The organism is Microbacterium sp. KUDC0406, from assembly GCF_021582875.1.
Taxonomy (GTDB): Bacteria; Actinomycetota; Actinomycetes; order Actinomycetales; family Microbacteriaceae; genus Microbacterium.
This window is the reverse complement of record NZ_CP091138.1, coordinates 2551974-2567742: the sequence shown is the minus strand read 5'-3', so window position 1 is coordinate 2567742 and position 15769 is coordinate 2551974. Positions and strand designations below refer to the sequence as shown.

17 protein-coding genes and 1 pseudogene are annotated in these 15769 nt (G+C 66.2%); 12 read left to right on the top strand and 6 right to left on the bottom strand.

All coding sequences use genetic code 11. From position 1 onward, the window contains the following. The first annotated feature begins 187 nt into the window (after positions 1 to 187). From L2X99_RS12810 to L2X99_RS12800, 3 genes are read left to right on the top strand one after another with little or no spacing between them, the layout of a single operon-like run. A complete protein-coding gene (locus L2X99_RS12810) occupies positions 188 to 1231 on the top strand; it encodes a hypothetical protein (RefSeq protein WP_236126399.1) in 1044 nt (347 codons plus the stop codon). A gap of 5 nt (positions 1232 to 1236) precedes the next feature. After that, complete coding sequence (locus L2X99_RS12805; RefSeq protein WP_236126400.1) at positions 1237 to 1851, top strand: ABC transporter ATP-binding protein; 615 nt, start codon at positions 1237 to 1239, stop codon at positions 1849 to 1851. Between the two features lie 4 nt (positions 1852 to 1855). Beyond that, positions 1856 to 2899 (top strand): hypothetical protein, encoded by a 1044-nt coding sequence (locus L2X99_RS12800; RefSeq protein WP_236135206.1) that lies wholly within the window; start codon positions 1856 to 1858, stop codon positions 2897 to 2899. Here the strand turns inward: L2X99_RS12800 and L2X99_RS12795 are convergent. After that, positions 2849 to 3322: a hypothetical protein gene (locus L2X99_RS12795; protein ID WP_236126402.1), complete on the bottom strand. Its 474-nt coding sequence runs from the start codon at positions 3320 to 3322 to the stop codon at positions 2849 to 2851. The two genes, L2X99_RS12800 and L2X99_RS12795, sit on opposite strands and share 51 nt — an antisense overlap. 155 nt (positions 3323 to 3477) lie before the next feature. Beyond that, a complete protein-coding gene (locus tag L2X99_RS12790) occupies positions 3478 to 3789 on the bottom strand; it encodes a hypothetical protein (RefSeq protein WP_236126403.1) in 312 nt (103 codons plus the stop codon). Between the two features lie 185 nt (positions 3790 to 3974). Between L2X99_RS12790 and L2X99_RS12785 the strand changes: the two genes are divergently transcribed. Further along, on the top strand, positions 3975 to 4751 hold the full coding sequence (locus L2X99_RS12785; protein WP_236135205.1) for an SOS response-associated peptidase: 777 nt from the start codon (positions 3975 to 3977) through the stop codon (positions 4749 to 4751). Positions 4752 to 4946: 195 nt separating this feature from the next. Then, the gene (locus L2X99_RS12780; protein WP_236126404.1) at positions 4947 to 5576 is read left to right on the top strand and encodes a hypothetical protein; all 630 of its coding nucleotides are present in this window, start codon (positions 4947 to 4949) and stop codon (positions 5574 to 5576) included. Between the two features lie 814 nt (positions 5577 to 6390). Here L2X99_RS12780 and L2X99_RS12775 read toward each other — a convergent pair. Continuing rightward, positions 6391 to 6747: a hypothetical protein gene (locus tag L2X99_RS12775; protein WP_236126406.1), complete on the bottom strand. Its 357-nt coding sequence runs from the start codon at positions 6745 to 6747 to the stop codon at positions 6391 to 6393. Positions 6748 to 7162: 415 nt separating this feature from the next. Between L2X99_RS12775 and L2X99_RS12770 the strand changes: the two are divergent. From L2X99_RS12770 to L2X99_RS12760, 3 genes and pseudogenes are all read left to right on the top strand, one after another. Continuing rightward, positions 7163 to 7711, top strand: a pseudogene (locus tag L2X99_RS12770) (IS256 family transposase); the annotation flags it as partial. A gap of 378 nt (positions 7712 to 8089) precedes the next feature. After that, positions 8090 to 8455 (top strand): hypothetical protein, encoded by a 366-nt coding sequence (locus tag L2X99_RS12765; RefSeq protein WP_236126407.1) that lies wholly within the window; start codon positions 8090 to 8092, stop codon positions 8453 to 8455. 24 nt (positions 8456 to 8479) lie between these two features. Next, positions 8480 to 9148, top strand: a complete 669-nt coding sequence (locus L2X99_RS12760) for a GTP pyrophosphokinase (protein WP_236126408.1) — start codon at positions 8480 to 8482, stop codon at positions 9146 to 9148. Positions 9149 to 9190: 42 nt separating this feature from the next. Here the strand turns inward: L2X99_RS12760 and L2X99_RS12755 are convergent, their stop codons facing one another. The 3 genes from L2X99_RS12755 to L2X99_RS12745 are packed head-to-tail and all read right to left on the bottom strand — an operon-like array spanning position 9191 to position 11946. After that, on the bottom strand, positions 9191 to 9772 hold the full coding sequence (locus L2X99_RS12755; protein WP_236135204.1) for a hypothetical protein: 582 nt from the start codon (positions 9770 to 9772) through the stop codon (positions 9191 to 9193). Further along, positions 9738 to 10937, bottom strand: coding sequence for a siderophore-interacting protein (locus L2X99_RS12750; protein ID WP_236135203.1), 1200 nt, complete (start codon positions 10935 to 10937; stop codon positions 9738 to 9740). Before L2X99_RS12750 ends, L2X99_RS12755 begins: the two co-directional genes overlap by 35 nt. A 1-nt stretch (position 10938) precedes the next feature. After that, positions 10939 to 11946 (bottom strand): ABC transporter substrate-binding protein, encoded by a 1008-nt coding sequence (locus tag L2X99_RS12745; RefSeq protein ID WP_236126411.1) that lies wholly within the window; start codon positions 11944 to 11946, stop codon positions 10939 to 10941. A 118-nt stretch (positions 11947 to 12064) separates the two neighbouring features. On the opposite strand from L2X99_RS12745, the gene L2X99_RS12740 reads away from it, so the two are divergent. The 4 genes from L2X99_RS12740 (at position 12065) to L2X99_RS12725 (ending at position 15752) form a co-directional block, all read left to right on the top strand. Continuing rightward, the gene (locus L2X99_RS12740) at positions 12065 to 12805 is read left to right on the top strand and encodes a helix-turn-helix domain-containing protein (protein WP_236126412.1); all 741 of its coding nucleotides are present in this window, start codon (positions 12065 to 12067) and stop codon (positions 12803 to 12805) included. Positions 12806 to 12892: 87 nt separating this feature from the next. Next, on the top strand, positions 12893 to 13939 hold the full coding sequence (locus tag L2X99_RS12735; protein WP_236126413.1) for an iron chelate uptake ABC transporter family permease subunit: 1047 nt from the start codon (positions 12893 to 12895) through the stop codon (positions 13937 to 13939). Continuing rightward, a complete protein-coding gene (locus L2X99_RS12730) occupies positions 13936 to 14985 on the top strand; it encodes a FecCD family ABC transporter permease (protein WP_236135202.1) in 1050 nt (349 codons plus the stop codon). Before L2X99_RS12735 ends, L2X99_RS12730 begins: the two co-directional genes overlap by 4 nt. Further along, entirely contained in the window at positions 14982 to 15752 is a 771-nt protein-coding gene (locus tag L2X99_RS12725; protein ID WP_236126415.1) for an ABC transporter ATP-binding protein, read from the top strand. Before L2X99_RS12730 ends, L2X99_RS12725 begins: the two co-directional genes overlap by 4 nt. Positions 15753 to 15769 lie beyond the last annotated feature (17 nt).

The following is a 15769-nucleotide window of genomic DNA, read 5'->3' as shown; positions in this document are numbered from 1 at the left end:
GGTCTCGTGAGTCATACATCTAACCCCCAGCAGACTCACAGTTTTGAGCATGCTATGAGACGCGAGCCTCAACGTCAAGGGCCAGGTCAGCGCACCTCGTTAGTTGAGCGTCAGGCTGATCGCCGGAGTTGACTCATACACTGAGCGTGTGAAAAATAAGGGTCGCCGTTCAATCGCGCGTCGGGTCGTGATCTCGATCGCTGTCGTGCTCTGGATCGTTGTGCCGGCGCTGGCATCGACCTATCTCATCTACCTGGCGAACAGTGCGAAGGTGGTCGAGGAGAGACAAGTCTGGGCATCGCCCGAACGCTCAGACTCGGTGGTTCGCGAGCAACTGGGGTTGTCCCTCACCTGGAGCCCACCGCCGGCCATCGTCGCCCCGGCCTGGGACGGTGTCGTTCAGGCGGTGTACGTAAAAGTTGGTGACGTCATCAGCTCAGGCTCCTCGTTGACCAAGATTCAGGGAGTCGACCGCATCGCCTACGGGTCCCGGGAGCCGTTCACGCGGCCGCTTGAAGTGGGCATGGAGGGCGCCGACGTTGCAGAACTCAACAGTTTGCTCGAGTCCCGAGGGCTACGCCACGCGTCGGCTGCGAGGTTCACTTGGGAAACGAGGATCGGAGTCCGCGAGTTTGCAAAGTCGATCGGAGCCGGCGAATCCGTCGCCGTCTTTGATCCGAGCTGGCTCGTCTACCTTCCCCGCAGTGTGACGGTCAACGAGCTCGCACTCGTTGTTGGAGCGCCGGCACCTGCTGCAGGCCAACACTTGGTGGAGCCAAAAGCGGAGGTCAGCTCGGCGGCGGTCGTTGATGTAGAGACGGCAAAGGGGTTGCTCCAAAGCGAGGAAGGAACGACCATCGCGGTGGTTCCAGTTCCGGAAGGGGCTGAGGTCGAACTGGCGGGCGAGCCCCTGACGCTAGATGACAAGAGAACTGCAATCGCTTCCGCATCCTTGAAGACGGTCCAGAGCCACGTCTCCAATGAGGCGAAGGCAACCATCATTGACACCATTGCGAAGTCGCCCACGAATCTCTGGGTGCTCCCCTCGACCAGCGTCTATGTTGACTCTCAGGGCACTACCTGCGTCACGGTGAAGCGAGACTCTCGCGTTTCCGGTTTGCGAGTTGATATTCGCGGGGTGCAACAGACTTCAACGAGCGTGGCCGCCGACTTTGAGGACGGCGACCTCTTCGCTTTGGATCCGCGAGGGATCGCAACCACATGTTCGTAGAATTGGTGAACGTTTCCAAGTCGTTCGATCAACGAACGATCCTGAATGATGTGTCGTTCCGCTTCGACGGGCCGGGGTCATTGGCGGTCATGGGACCCTCTGGGACGGGCAAGACCACCGTGCTTGGGATTATCGCTGGTGCCGAGTCCTTGGACAGCGGACGGGTTCACGTCGACGGAAAGGACTCGGACTCGTCTATCGCCTGGATAGTTCAGTCCTCGCCGTTGCTCACTCGACGAACAGTCATTGAGAACGTGCTCCTAGGTGCGATTTGTCGTGGGCTACCGCTCACGGATGCTCAGACGAACGCATCCGTGACCCTAAGCGATCTTCTGATCGAAGACCTCGCTACGAAGCAGATACGGTACCTCTCTGGTGGCGAACGACAACGGGTGGCCGTGGCTCGGGGCATCGCGTCGGAAGCTTCCGTCTTGCTCGCCGACGAACCGACCGCATCGCTTGACCCGGAAGCACGATCTGCAGTCTGCGACGCGCTTGAACGTACAAGCAGGTCGGGGCGGATCGTCATCATCGCGACGCATGATCCCTACGTGGCGAGCCGATGCGACCGCGTTATCAGACTTGAGGATGGCAAGGTTCTTGAGCACAAAACCCCGTAAAAGGATGTCGCTACGTGATGCGATCGCCGAGGCGCTCGCGAATCTCGAATCCCGTTGGCTATTCGCTACGTTGATAGCCTTACTGGTCTTCGCTGGAAGCTTCGGATCAAGTTTGCTAGTGGCCGCCGAAGTTCGAGCGGCATCGCAACTGCATGAGTCCCTCGTCGAGCGCGGAGCGACCGGGTTTGCGGTGACTAGCACGACTGCGGACGGACTCTCGTCTGTTCGTTGCGAGCAACTCAATAATGTGGCCGGTGTGGACGCGGCGGGAGCCCGGGCATCGACGACCCAGCGTTCCTCCTCAGCGCTTGTCATGCGCGTCGTCACTCCAGGCTACGTGAAAGCGGTCATGCCAACAGTTAATTCGAACCCTAAGGTTGTCGCCGGCGATAAGGTCGCTGCATCGAATAGGTTGGTTGCCGGCTCCCGCCTAACGCAGGAGGAATTGCCCGGGGAGACCCTGCAGGTTTCAATAGTGGCGCCTCCCACCCCGAGGGACCCTAGAGCAAGTTCTGAGCTGCTGCTAGTTCAGCCGCCGGTCGGGCAGGCGCAGGAGTGTTTCGTCATCGCCGAAGATGGAGCATCGGCGGGAGTCGAGGCGCTATTGACCACCTGGTTCCTGCATGACGGCGTCGACGTATCGCCATTGCGGCCCTCTTCAGGCAGTGAGATAACTGCTCAAGCCTTGATGGAAGCACGCGCGAGTCGCATCGTGCCCGCTGCGGTCGCTGTCGGTTGCGTCGTGTTTCTCCTATTGTTCTGGATGGTTCGCATTTCGGACTTCGCGTTGTACAGGATGCTTGGAGCAGACAGAGGAGCGGTTGCGGCTCAACTGGTCATCGAAGCAAGCATGCTGCTCTTCGGGCCTGCAGCGAGCGGGATGGCGTTTGCCCTCCTAGCTAGTGTCACGTCGACCAACCCCCTGATCACCCGGATCATGCTGCTGTCCTTCGGGCAGATGTTCTGCCTCTTGTCACTGGCGTTGCCGCTGGGGTACCTATTGCTCCTGATCAAGAGCCCCGTGGGCTTGATTCGACAGGGCGGATGACTTCCCTAGGCAAAGCGCCCCATACGAGAAGGCTGCCACGGACACAGAGATGAGCAACGCGAGCGGTGCGTCTTGGTCCGCAGGGGCAGCCACGAAACTCAGATAGATCCCTAGTACTACGAGTGCGATTGAGCCGGCGGCAAAGCTCACTGAACCTGGGACTGGGTGCCGAGTCAGAATCATGACGATCGCGGCGACTGAAACGAGGAAGCCAAGTCCTGCAGAAAACAGGATCGGGACAGCCGAGCTTGCGATCGCATCGGTTGCCACAGGGGCGCCACTGCTGTCGATGACCTTGGAGGGGTCGAGGGTAAGCAATACCACGCTCTTGCCCAGCTCCAGCAGCAGCCACAACCCGACAACGAGAGCAATCGCGGCCACGAAAATGCGGGTTGGTGTGCGTGCTGTGAGGCTCTTTTCCATACCGGGATGCTAGCCGGTCCCATCATCGAACCGCGAGCGCGCCTTGTCGGGAAGCAACCTCGGGCCCGCCGATGGACTGGCATTGAAGCCACGGCTGAGGCACGGGGGTCGGACACAGCGGCCTTGGCGAGTGGTCACAATTGTGCAAGCCCCTCCTAGACGCGCTGGTCCAGATTCAAACAACTCATCGCGCACCGCACTCCACCGACAAACAAGGCAAGAAGTTGATCGACCTGAGGGCGATAGAACTTAGGTCCGATCCGGTCAAGCGCTTGGATCAATCGTTCGGCGATCTCCCGGTCAATTTCCGCGACGCGCTGACCGGCAGTGTTCCGTTCAATCCTCTCGGATTCCGTCACCGAGTTTCTGAGGCGTTCCGCTGTCGATGCGTGTACGGCACGTTCCGCCGTCATCTCGAGCAGTGGCCGTATCGCCGCGAGGATCTCGGTGTCGCTGAGGCGATCCATGTTCGAGTGACCGTTCTCAGAGGATCCAGGTGTGGCCCGGGACGAAGTTCGTGTTCGAGATTGGCCTGCTCAGCAGGCGCGAAGCAGGAGTCCCCAGAAGCTCCCACAGTAGGCCACCACGCGGGTCCAGTGCGCAAATTCGTGGCGGAATACTTCCCTCGGGAATACTGCTCTCCACCGACAGAGTGAACACGGAGATCACGGAGTTTGTGCAGCGCACCGGTCGGCGGCCGGAGGAATGGGCGCCGAACTGGGAGGCCGCGTACAACATCGCGCCGACCGAGCAGATCCCTGTGCTGATCGACTCCGCCAAGACGGGGGAGCTGCGCTTCGAGACGGCGCGATGGTCGCTCGCGCCGGCATGGTCACCGACACTCAAACTGAAGCTCCCGACGTTCAACGCTCGGGCCGAGGGCATGGCGGAGAAGACGACCTGGCGCAAGCCGTGGCAGACGCACCGCGCAATCGTCCTCGCACGCGGGTTCTTCGAGTGGACGGGGGAGCGGGGCAGTAAGACACCCTGGTTCATGAGCCACCCGAACGGCGCACTGATGGGCTTCGCCGGCCTGTGCTCGTGGTGGCCGGACCCGACCAAGGACAAGGACGACCCGGAGCGGTGGACCCTCACGGCCACGATCGTCACCTCTGACGCCGTGCAGACCCTCGCCGGCATCCACGACCGCACCCCGGTGATCCTCCCGGAGCACATGTGGCTGCAGTGGATCGACCCGAGCGTGGTCGGTGACCAGGCGCTCGCAGCGCCTCGAGGAGCGCCAGGTGCAGGCCGCCCGCCGACGCGGCCCTCTGCACAATCGCTCACACCCGTGCAGTTGCGGCTGAGTGAGCAGCCCGTCACCGTCGTTCAGGACAGCCTCCACATCTGGGCCACGCATGGCTGCGCTTCGGCGACGCCGACGTGCGCTGCACCGTCCTGGTGCGCCGCTGGACGGCGGATGCCGTAGGTGTGGAGCTGCCCGTCGACGGCGGCGAGAACCCGCGTCGCTGGATCTGGCAGGGGGCGTGCCAGCGTCTCGCGCAACGCACCGACGCCTGGGTCTAACCGCCACCGATGCCCAACCGCGCCGGAGCGGCACGCCCGAATGTCAAGGCTCTGCGCTGCATTGAGGCGCCGACGACAGGCTGGGAAAGTCTTCGAAATGCTGTCGACAATCGGGAGGAGATCGATGATGATCAATCCAAAATCAAGAGCACGGAGGCGGAAACTCGCGCTCGTGCTCTCCATTCTCGCCGCCGCGAGCCTCACAGGCGGAGCTGTGGCCGGTATGGCCGCGGCTAACGAGTCCCCCACGTTGGGGGACTACGGCCTTAAAGTGCTCTCTGGCCAGCCCGCCGATTCCGATGTTCCTGCCGAGATGACGGAAGCGGACACCTCACTACAGGTGGACAGCCTTCGCCTACTCACGAAACACGAGGGCACGAGGTACTGGGTCGGCCTCGACGATGCGAACAACATCTGTCTGGCGGCGTACTTCGGTTCAGCAGACTGGGTTTCGGGACAGGCATGCACAACGCCCGAGGTGTTCGCAAAACAAGGAGCCGGGCTTCGCCTGTACGGCCCCGAGGGTCTTATCGAGGCGTACCTGGTACCGGACAGCGCAACGGTCGCTGGCCTAGCCGACAAGGTCACGACGAACCTCTATGTCGTGGATCCATACACACCTACTTCGGTGCGTGCCGCAAACAACAAGTTGGCCGCCGACGACCGATCCTCCGGGTTCAGGCTTGCATACTTCGAGGAACCCTTCACGTTGGAGGACCCAAAGTGAGCAAAAGGCAAAGCGCCCAAGGGCTCATTGCGGCCCTTTCAGTCCTCGTCCTGATCGTACTGACACCTGCGGCTGCCTCGGCAGTTACTACGCATGAATATTTTAGCGGTCCTCTCGATGCCTACGTTACGAAAACCAGCGCAACCAAGCAGATGATCGGTTCCCGTATAGGCGGATCCATCGGAATCAACGTCACCGTCTGGGCGCAGACGGTGACTCCAGTCGGCATCTACGGATCAGCAGAGGCAACGGCCGGGGCAGCTCAGGTGACGCATGCCTCCGTCAGCGTCAAGGCTCGGTGTTTCCAACGCCGATTTGCCGGCGCGGCAGAAGCATCGCCGTGGGTTGTGTGCAGCTGGCTCACGTGAGGAAGATCATGAAGAGAACCCAGAAGAACGGACTTGTAGCGGCTCTTGTCGCTATCGCGGTCGTCTTGCCCGCTAGCACAGCGTTCGCCTACACGAGCGTTAGGTACCATAACGGCCCGCAACCTGCAAACAGTATTGCCTCATCCAGTTCCTGGCGCAATACCGTGGGTAGTGAAATCAATATCAGCCTTACCGGCTTCGGTATTGTCTTCGGAAAGGCCCATACCGACACCATTACGACCGCGGGCGTACAATTCGCCGCCGAGGGTTCCAACGGAGCTGGAGTCGGCTCGACTCACGCACTTGGAACTCAGGCGTGGAATCGTTGTTGGTGGGTTTATGTGAACGGCCAAAGCGGCAAGGGGAGTCCAACATCACAGTGCTGGTCGCGAGTGCCCTAACTCGAAGGGGCGTTCTGGGCTTAAGGTCCTGAACGTCCCTCTACATTAACCCCGCAGCACTGCCAGATAGTCGCCCACCAACTCCGTTCCCTTTTCCTGGTCTACGACAAGCGGGTCGCTGACGGTGGCGTGAATATTGCCAAAGAGGCCAACAACGGGGAGTTGATCTCCGCACGATCTTCTGTACTGATCACCATTGACGATCACCAGGCAGTACTGATCCGCAGCGTCCTCGTTCCACCGCCCTACATAGTAGGTCACACCCTCGCTATCCTCTCCGAGGAGGCGTACTGAGTTTGCTTCTGGTAGCGGTACTTCGCTGGAAACAATCTGAGGCAGTTCTGCTGGTGATGCTTTCGAAAACTTCTCACCTGAAGTGCAGGAGGCGAGCGTCAAAGCCATGATCGATGCAACTCCCAGAACCGCGACTGTCCTACGCATTTGTTTCATGGTCCTCGCCTTTTCCTGTCAGGCCTAGATTCGGTATGCCAAGAGCAGTCATGGCGCGCAACAGTGTGTCGATCCGCGCACTCGTGACGGAATCCGACTCCAAGTGACGGTAGGTCGCGGTTGTGACACCGCTCAAAAGCGCGACCTGCTCAAAGGTAATGCCCAAACCAGAGCGCGTATCTGATAGAACTCGCCTAATTGTGACGGCATTCTGTGCCCTTAGCACAAGGTAGCGCCGATCATCATGGAACAGAGCATCCACCAACCTAGGACCCCCGTTCCCCTTCGAATGGACGCGTGCTGGCTCGCACATTACCTCAGTTGGTTGACTTTCGCACTCTATCCGGATCAAGTCCTTTCAGCGCCTACCTACTGCACAGCCAGGGTCGGCCGACGAGTCGTGTCCCAAGCAGTCGTCGTCGCCATCGGTGTCGCAGCCGACGGACGCCGCGAAGTCCTCGTGTTCGAAGTCGGCGAGACCGAGTCGCAACCTTTCTGGACGAGCTTCCTGCGGTCGTTGAAGGCTCGCGGGCTCGGCGGGGTGAAGCTCGTCATCTCCGACGCGCACACCGGCCTGATCTCCGCGATAGGCATTGTGTTCGCTGGCGCCGCCCTGCAGCGGTGCCGGGTCCATTTCATGCGGAACGTGCTCTCGAACGTTCCGAGGGCGTCGGGGCCGATGGTCGCGTCGATTATCCGCACGATCTTCGCCCAGCCCGACACGGAGCACGTATTTGCCCAGTTCCACGAGGTGGTCCGGATGCTGACACGGTCGTATCCGAAGATCGCTGACATGCTGGAGGACGCGAAGGACGACATCCTCGCGTTCTGCGGGTTCCCGCAGCAGCACTGGCGTCAGATCTGGTCCACGAACCCGCTCGAGCGGGTGAACAAGGAGGTCAAACGTCGCACCGACCGGCACCTCCGGCGGCATCCGAGCAGCCGCAGGGCGGGCCGGGCGATGGCGGTCCGGGCGGCGCTCCTCCGGCAGAGGACAACAGCGACCTGCTCGAGGGAGAGGTGCCGAACGAGACCGCAGGCCCCTACCCCGCCGACGGCTCCAACGACGTGAACGTGCTCGACGACTCCGGCATCGTCCGCAGCGACATCCGCTCCAGCTTCGGCTCCTCGCGAGTGACCGCCGACGGCGTCCCCTCGAGATCGTGCTGACCGTGCGCGATGCCGCCACCGGCTCGGCACTCGCCGGCGCCGGCGTTTACCTCTGGCACTGCGATCGCGACGGGAACTACTCGCTGTACTCTGACTCGCTGAAGGACGAGAACTACCTGCGCGGGTGCAGCAGACAGATGAGGACGGCACCGTGCGGTTCGCGTCGATCTACCCGGCGTGCTACTCGGGACGCTGGCCGCACATCCACTTCGAGGTCTACGAGGACGTCGACACCGCGGTCGCCACCGGGCCCATCGTGAAGGCCTCGCAGATCGCCCTGCCAGAGGAGACCAACGCCAAGGTCTACGCCACCGCCGGTTACGAGCGGAGCGTCCGCAACGCCTCGCAGGTCACGCTCACCGGCGACAACGTGTTCAGTGACGACGGCGGCATCCATCAGATCGCGACGATGACCGGGAGCATCGCCGACGGCTACACCGCGGCGCTGACGATCGCGGTGGGACGCTCTCCGGCATCCAGCCGATTCTGATCACCGATGCGTAACGTCGTGGGCATGAGCACGGTACCCGTCGACGACGTCGCGATCGCAGAGGCCAGGCAGCTGCGGGACGAGTTCCAGCGGTTCCTGCGCGAGTACGAGTTCGGAATGCGCGAGGTCGAGACGAAGATCTCGATCCTGCGCGACGAGTTCACGCACAACCACGCCTACAACCCGATCGAGCACGTCAAGAGCCGGCTGAAGTCGCCGGACAGCATCGTCGAGAAGGTGGCGCGCAAGGGCATCGATCCCGATTTCGACAGCATCCGCCGCGAGATCACCGACATCGCGGGCGTGCGGGTGACCTGCAGCTTCGTCACCGACGTGTACCGGCTGTTCGACCTGTTCACCCAGCAGGACGACGTGACGGTCCGGGTGGTCAAGGACTACATCGCCGAGCCCAAGCCGAACGGCTATCGCAGCCTGCACGTGATCGCTGAGATCCCGGTGTTCCTCTCGACCGGCGCCGTGCCGGTGCCCGTCGAGGTGCAGTTCCGCACGATCGCGATGGACTTCTGGGCCAGCCTCGAGCACAAGATCCACTACAAGTTCGACGGGCGGGTGCCTGGACATCTCGTGCAGAGTCTCACCGAGGCCGCCGAAGCGGCCGGCGAGCTCGATCTGCGCATGGAGCGGCTGCACCGCGAGGCGCACGAGATCAATCACCGCGTGCTCGAGGCCTGAGCCGCCGCGGCCCGGGTGCGGATGCAGGGAACTCGGCGCCCCTCAGTCCCTGCTCAGCACCGTCGCGACCATGCCCCATCCGAGCTCGATCTCCCGCTCGGAACTCCATCCCGATGCGGCGCCGAGCGCGGCGATCGCCTGACCGTCGCGCAGAGCGGCGCCGCTGCGGGCCTGTGCGAGCACGCGCAGCTCGTCCGCGCCGCCACCCAGGTCGTCCGGGCGGGCCTGCTCGATCACGACCGCCCTGGTCGTCCGGCCGGCGATCTCTTCGAGCAGCCGGGTGCACTCGGCGTCCGTGCGATGCTCGAGGGCGAGGGCCAGCACCGCCACATCGGCCGGTCCCGTCGTCACGGGTGCACGCGCCGGATCCTCCAGGGCGTCCTCGACGGCCCGGCGCACGGCGCCGCCGTCGAGGCCCGAGAGCACCAGTCCGTCGCGTCCGGCGTCATCGAGGGCTCCGACGACCGCGGGCGTGCCCGGACCGGCGACCAGGCAGGATGCGGCGTCGGCCCACAGCGGGTCGGCGAGCAGGCCGTCGAGCAGATACGACAGCCGGCCAGCCTCCTCGACGAGCTCGGCGGCGGTCTCGTCATCGGATACCGGCGGTCTCGGCGAGCGTCGCACCGTGCGCCGCGTGCCAGGCCGAGCGGCGCTCGCGGAGCGCGGGGGCGAGAGCGGCCAGGGTCAGCAGCACATCGGCGTCGAAGCCGTCGTACTCCTCGCGCTCGTGCTCGTCGAGCAGCAGCTCACCGGGGGCGCCGAGCGCCAGAGCATCCGATCCGCCGACCACCACGCCGTGCTCGGCGAGCACGGGCAGGAGCACCGACAGCGCCGTCGCCTCGACGCCGAGACGGGTCGCCAGGGTGTCCAGGCTCAGCGGGCCGCCGGCGAGCGCGTCGACGAGGCCCAGCTGCACGGCGGCGCGCACGACGAACCACGGCAGCGGATCGGGCACGGCCGCGAACGCGGGCGCATCTGCGGCATCCGTGTCGTGCGCGGGCTCGGCATGCCAGTACCCCGTGATGTTCAGCCTGTCCTTCGCCAGCTTCAGCTCGCGCTGGTAGTAGCGGCGCACGGGGAGCAGCGCGCGACTCTCGGCCGCCGCCCACACATAGCCCGCGCCGTCGGGCACCGGCAGCGCCCGCACCGCGGTCTCCAGCGCGGCGGCATCCGCACCGTCGGCGACGACCCAGCGGATCGTGTCGCCCTCGCGCACATCCAGACCCTGCACCGCCGACTCGTCGCCGACGGTGACCAGCACGTGCACCGGAGCCTCGACGGGACGCTCCTCCAGGAAGCGGCCGACCGCGGGCAGCCCGGTCTCGTCGGCGATCAGCACCATCCAGTCGATGTCGTCCGGAAGACGCACCGACGACTTCGGCCCCACGAAGCACAGCTCGTCACCCGGCTGCGCCGTCTCGGCCCAGGTCGCGGCGGGACCGTCGCCGTGCCGCACGAAGTCGAGGGCGATCTCACCCGCGTCGAGCTCGACCCGGCGCGGTGTGTAGTCGCGCGCCACACGGTTCGGCGCAGGGGTCCACTCGATCCCCGTGGCGAGCTGCGTCGGCAGCGCCGAGGCCATGTCGCCGTCGTCGGCGAAGACGAGCTTGATGTGATCGTCGAATCCCGGGGCGGCGAAGGCGCGCTGCTCGTGGCCGGCAGCGACGATCGGGCCGAGCTGCTCTCCGCCGACGATCACGCGGCGCATGCGCGGCGTGACGTCCTCGACGCGGCGCACCGCCACGCGGCGCACGACGAGCGGATGCGAGGTGAATGCGCGGTGCCCCATGTCAGCCGAACATCTCCTCGAGCAGGTCGAGCAGCGCCATCGTCTCGTGGAAGTCGGCGCGGCTCACCCAGTACGGCAGGTCGTAGGCGGTCTCGTCATGGAAGGCGGGCAGAGCGGCGAAGACGGCGTTCTCGTTCAGCGTGGCGACGTCGACGGGGGCGCCGTTGAAGCCCGTGACGAAGACCGTCGGCTGCGTCAGCACCTGCCCGGCCTGCTCGGTCGACAGCTCGAACATGTCACCGCCATCGGTGTACGGCTTGTACCCGTCGGGCGTGAACGACGGATCGGTCTCGATGCCGACCGAGTCCAGCACTCCGGTGAGCGCCTCGTCGGCGTAGTAGACGTAGGTCGTCTGGTCGGCGGTCATCGCCAGGGTGGCGGTCGGCCCCTCGGGCGGGGTGATCGCGTCCGCGACCTCGTCGACGCGCGCGTCGTACTGCTCGACGGCGTCGGTGTAGACGTCGTCCTGCTCGAACACGTCGACGGCGAGGAACTCGAACTGCTCCTGCCAGTTCCTGTACTTCCCGCTGACCAGCACGGTGGGGGCGATGTCGCTGAGATCGTCGTACACCTGCGCCGCCTGGAACAGCGGGAAGCCCCAGCCGCCGCCGATGATCAGGTCGGGGTCGAGCGCGAGGATCGCCTCGAGGTCGAAGCCGTCGACGCTCCACGGCAGGAACTCGGTGCTGTCGGCCTTCGCATCGTCGGCCCAGAAGTCGGAGTACTCGCCGGTGCCGTCGGCATCCTCCGGGATCGTCGCGGTGACCGGCACGTCGAGATCGTAGAGATAGCCGGCCAGGGCGTAGTTGAGCACCACCACGCGCTGCGGGCTTGCGGGGATCTTCACGTCTCCGTAGTCGGTCTTCACCGTGTGCGCGGACGTGCTCACGCCGGTCTTGGCGGCGGGCTTGTCGTCGCCCTCGGCGGGCGTGGACGCGCAGGACGCGAGCAGCAGGACAGCGGCGAGCGGGAGCGCCGCCAGGGCGCGCGCGGATGCGGGGAAGGGCATGAGGTCACCTCGGGAGACGTACGCAGATCAGGTAAGGTAAGCCTATTCTTACAAGTTTGTCGTCCCGTGACGGATGCGACATCGTCGGTGACGGACAGGACATCTCCCGGAGGGGACCATGCCGATCGCCGCGCTCGGATCCGTCGTCGCGGAGAATGCCATCCGCTTCCTCGGGCACGAGGAGCACGTCCACGACGAACCCCACCTGGTGTACGTCGTCTCGGGCTCGGCGACGCTCGTCGCGGACGGCGCCGAGATCGCGCTGCGACGGCATGAGGCGGTGTGGCTGCAGCCGCGCGTTCCGCACGCCCTGCGCGTGCACGACGGCGGGATGGTGCTGGGCCCGCTCCTCGACGACCACGCGGCTCCGGCCGCACCGGTGAGGATGCTGGGCGTCGTGCCCGCCGTCGTCGAGCTCATGACCACCGTGCTCGTGGCGGCGCCGCCGACTCCCGAGCAGGTGCTGCCGTTCCGCCGTGCGCTGGGCGCCGTGCTCGAGAACCTCACGCGCCCGCGCTTCCCCGTGGTCTATCCGACGCATCCGGCTGCGCGACTGCTGGCGCGCGATGCGGTGCGCTCGGCAGGGCCACTGAACGAGCTGGCCGCACGGCACCGGATGAGCACCCGCCAGGTGCAGCGCATCTTCACAGCCGAGACCGGCTATCCGTTCGCCAGGTGGCGGACGAGGGCGCGACTGAACGCGGCAGTGGCGCACATCCTCGGCGGTGGGGAGGTGACCTCGGCGGCGCGCGTCGCCGGATTCGCCACCAGAGCCGGGCTGATCCGCGCCCTCAGCAGAGAGACCGGAGTGCCGACGGCGCGCATCGCGGACGACCCGGCGGGAGCGCTCGCCGCGTGAGAACCCGCCCCGCGCGCCTGTTAGCGTGTCGACGTCCGCAGCGCCCTCTCGTCTGCCGCAGAACGGAGTACCCGGAGTGACCGCACGATGCCGCCGACGCTGACCGCGCCCGCGGACCGCCGCGTGCGCACCAGGACGCGAACCCGGAGGCGCATCGCGGGTCTTGTCGTCGCCCTCGTCCTGCTGGCCGCGGTGCTCGCGCTCAGCGTGGTCGTCGGCTCGGCGATGCTGCCGCTCGACGTCGTCTGGCAGGCCTTCACAGCACCGGACGGCTCCGCCAGCCACGCCACGATCACGCGGTCCCGCGTGGACCGCACGCTGCTCGGACTGCTCGTCGGGGCGGCGCTCGGCGTCGCCGGGGCGCTCATCCAGGCGCTCACCCGCAATCCGCTCGCCGATCCCGGTGTGCTCGGCGTCAACGCCGGCGCCGCGTTCGCGGTGGCGATCGGCGTGGCGGTGCTGGGGATCACCCGCATCGACCAGTACCTGCCGCTCGCCTTCGCCGGCGCGGTGCTGGCGGTCGTGCTGGTCTTCGCGATCGCCGGTGGCGTGCGCGACGCGGCATCACCCGTGCGCCTCACGCTGGTGGGCGTCGCGATGGCCGCCGTGCTGACCGGGGTGTCGCAGACCCTCGCGCTGATCGACACCGACACCTTCGACCGCATGCGGTTCTGGGGAGCGGGCACGATCGCCGACCGCCCCGAGGGCACGGTCGCGGCCATCCTGCCCGCGATCCTGATCGGGCTGGTCGTCGCGGCGCTGTGCGCCCGCCCGCTCAACGCGATCGCGCTCGGCGAGGACACAGCCAGGGCGATGGGCATCCGGCTGGGGCTCACCAGGCTCGGCGTGCTCGTGGCCGTCACCCTGCTGTGTGGCGCCGCGACGGCGGCGGCCGGCCCGCTCGTCTTCGTCGGCCTCGTCGTGCCGCACATCGTGCGCTGGATCACGGGTCCGAACTGGCCGTGGATCCTGCTGTACTCGGCGGTGCTGTCGCCGGTGCTGCTGCTCGGCGCCGACATCATCGGGCGCTTCGTCGTCTTCCCCGCCGAACTGCAGGTGGGTGTGGTCATGCCGCTCATCGGAGCCCCGGTGCTGGTCGCGCTGGTGCGCAGACGCAGGGCGGCGGCGCTGTGAGCCGGCCACTCGTGCTGCGTGCCGGACCCTTCAGCGTGCGCACCACGCGCCGCATGCTGGTCGTCTGTGCACTCCTGTGCCTCGTGGTCGTGGCGCTCGCCGCATGGGCGATGATGCTCGGGTCCTACCGGGTGTCGATCGGCGAGGTCATCGCCGCGCTCTCCGGCGGAGCGGAACCGGCCGTCCACAAGGTCGTGATGGAGTGGCGGGCGCCGCGCGTGGGCGCGGCCGTGCTGTTCGGCGCCGCGCTCGGCGTCGCCGGGGCCGTCTTCCAGTCGCTCACGCACAACCCGCTGGGCAGCCCTGACGTGATCGGCTTCACCACCGGATCGTTCACCGGTGTGGTCGTGGCGATGCTGCTGGGCGGCACGGGGTACGCCGCCCTGAGCGGCGGCGCCCTGATCGGCGGACTGCTGACGGCGGCCGCCGTGTACCTGCTGGCATTCCGGCAGGGTCTTCAGGGCTTCCGACTGATCATCGTCGGCATCGCCGTCGGCGCGTTCCTCGGCGCGATGAACTCGTGGTTCATGGTCAAGGCCGACGTCGACCTCGCGCTGCGCGCCGCGGTATGGGGTGCCGGATCGCTCAGCGTGGTCGACGGCGACACGCTCGCCGCGGCCGCGATCGTGCTGACGATGGTCGCACTCGCCCTGCCCGCAGCGGCCCGGCGGATGCGCCGGCTCGAACTCGGCGACGACGCCGCCGCGATGCTGGGCGTCCCGGTCGAGCGCACGAAGGCGCTTCTCGTGCTGCTGGGCGTCGCCGCGACCGCGGCGGTGACGGCCGCGGCCGGGCCCATCGCCTTCATCGCTCTCGCCGCGCCCCAGATCGCCCGGCGTCTCACCGGGCACGGCGCCTCCGCGGATCTGGCGGGTTCGGCGCTCACCGGAGCCGTGCTGCTGCTCTCGGCCGACATCGTCGCCCAGCACGCGCTGCCGGGACTGCCGCTGCCGACCGGGGCGGTCACGGTGTGCATCGGCGGAGCATATCTGCTGGTGCTGCTCGCCAGGGAGAGCCGCCGTCTGGGCCGGGAAGGACGATCATGACCCACCTGCGAACCGAACAGCTCAGCGCCGGCTACGGCGGTCGCGGCGTGCTCGAGGGACTCGACGTGTCGATCCCCGACGGCGAGCTCACCGTCATCGTCGGCCCGAACGCGTGCGGGAAGTCCACCCTGCTCAGGTCGCTCTCGCGGCTGCTGGCGCCGCGATCGGGCGCGGTCCTGCTCGACGGCGAGGACATCTGGAGGCTGCCCACCAAGCAGGTGGCGCGGCGACTGGGACTGCTGCCGCAGAGTCCGCTCGCCCCGGAGGGCATCACCGTCGCCGATCTGGTCGGACGCGGACGCTATCCGTACCAGAGCGTGCTGTCGAGCTGGTCGCACGACGATGAGAGCGCCGTGGAGTCGGCCATGGCCGCCACCGGCATCACGGATCTCGCCGAGCGTCACGTCGACGAGCTCTCTGGCGGGCAGCGGCAGCGGGTGTGGATCGCCATGGTGCTGGCCCAGCAGACCGACATCCTGCTGCTGGACGAGCCGACCACGTTCCTCGACATCGGTCACCAGGTCGAGGTGCTCGACCTGGTGACCGGCCTGCGCGACGCGGGACGCACGGTCGTCGCCGTGCTGCACGACATCAACCAGGCCGCGCGCTACGCCTCGCACCTGGTCGCGATGAAGCAGGGGCGGATCGTGGCCGAGGGAGCGCCGTCCGCGATCATCGACGAGCAGCTGCTGGCCGATCTGTTCGGGCTGCGCTCGAAGATCCTGATCGACCCCGACACCGGCACGCCGGTCGTGCTGCCGCGCTGATCCGCGCCGGACCCGCC

Excerpts from the sequence above, each read along its gene's own strand:
- L2X99_RS12800 (WP_236135206.1), top strand. The coding sequence starts at position 1,856 with ATGTCGCTACGTGATGCGATCGCCGAGGCGCTCGCGAATCTCGAATCC.
- L2X99_RS12795 (WP_236126402.1), bottom strand. The coding sequence starts at position 3,322 with ATGGAAAAGAGCCTCACAGCACGCACACCAACCCGCATTTTCGTGGCC.
- L2X99_RS12790 (WP_236126403.1), bottom strand. The coding sequence starts at position 3,789 with ATGGATCGCCTCAGCGACACCGAGATCCTCGCGGCGATACGGCCACTG.
- L2X99_RS12780 (WP_236126404.1), top strand. The coding sequence starts at position 4,947 with ATGCTGTCGACAATCGGGAGGAGATCGATGATGATCAATCCAAAATCA.
- L2X99_RS12775 (WP_236126406.1), bottom strand. The coding sequence starts at position 6,747 with ATGGCTTTGACGCTCGCCTCCTGCACTTCAGGTGAGAAGTTTTCGAAA.
- L2X99_RS12760 (WP_236126408.1), top strand. The coding sequence starts at position 8,480 with ATGAGCACGGTACCCGTCGACGACGTCGCGATCGCAGAGGCCAGGCAG.
- L2X99_RS12750 (WP_236135203.1), bottom strand. The coding sequence starts at position 10,937 with ATGGGGCACCGCGCATTCACCTCGCATCCGCTCGTCGTGCGCCGCGTG.
- L2X99_RS12745 (WP_236126411.1), bottom strand. The coding sequence starts at position 11,946 with ATGCCCTTCCCCGCATCCGCGCGCGCCCTGGCGGCGCTCCCGCTCGCC.
- L2X99_RS12740 (WP_236126412.1), top strand. The coding sequence starts at position 12,065 with ATGCCGATCGCCGCGCTCGGATCCGTCGTCGCGGAGAATGCCATCCGC.
- L2X99_RS12735 (WP_236126413.1), top strand. The coding sequence starts at position 12,893 with ATGCCGCCGACGCTGACCGCGCCCGCGGACCGCCGCGTGCGCACCAGG.
- L2X99_RS12725 (WP_236126415.1), top strand. The coding sequence starts at position 14,982 with ATGACCCACCTGCGAACCGAACAGCTCAGCGCCGGCTACGGCGGTCGC.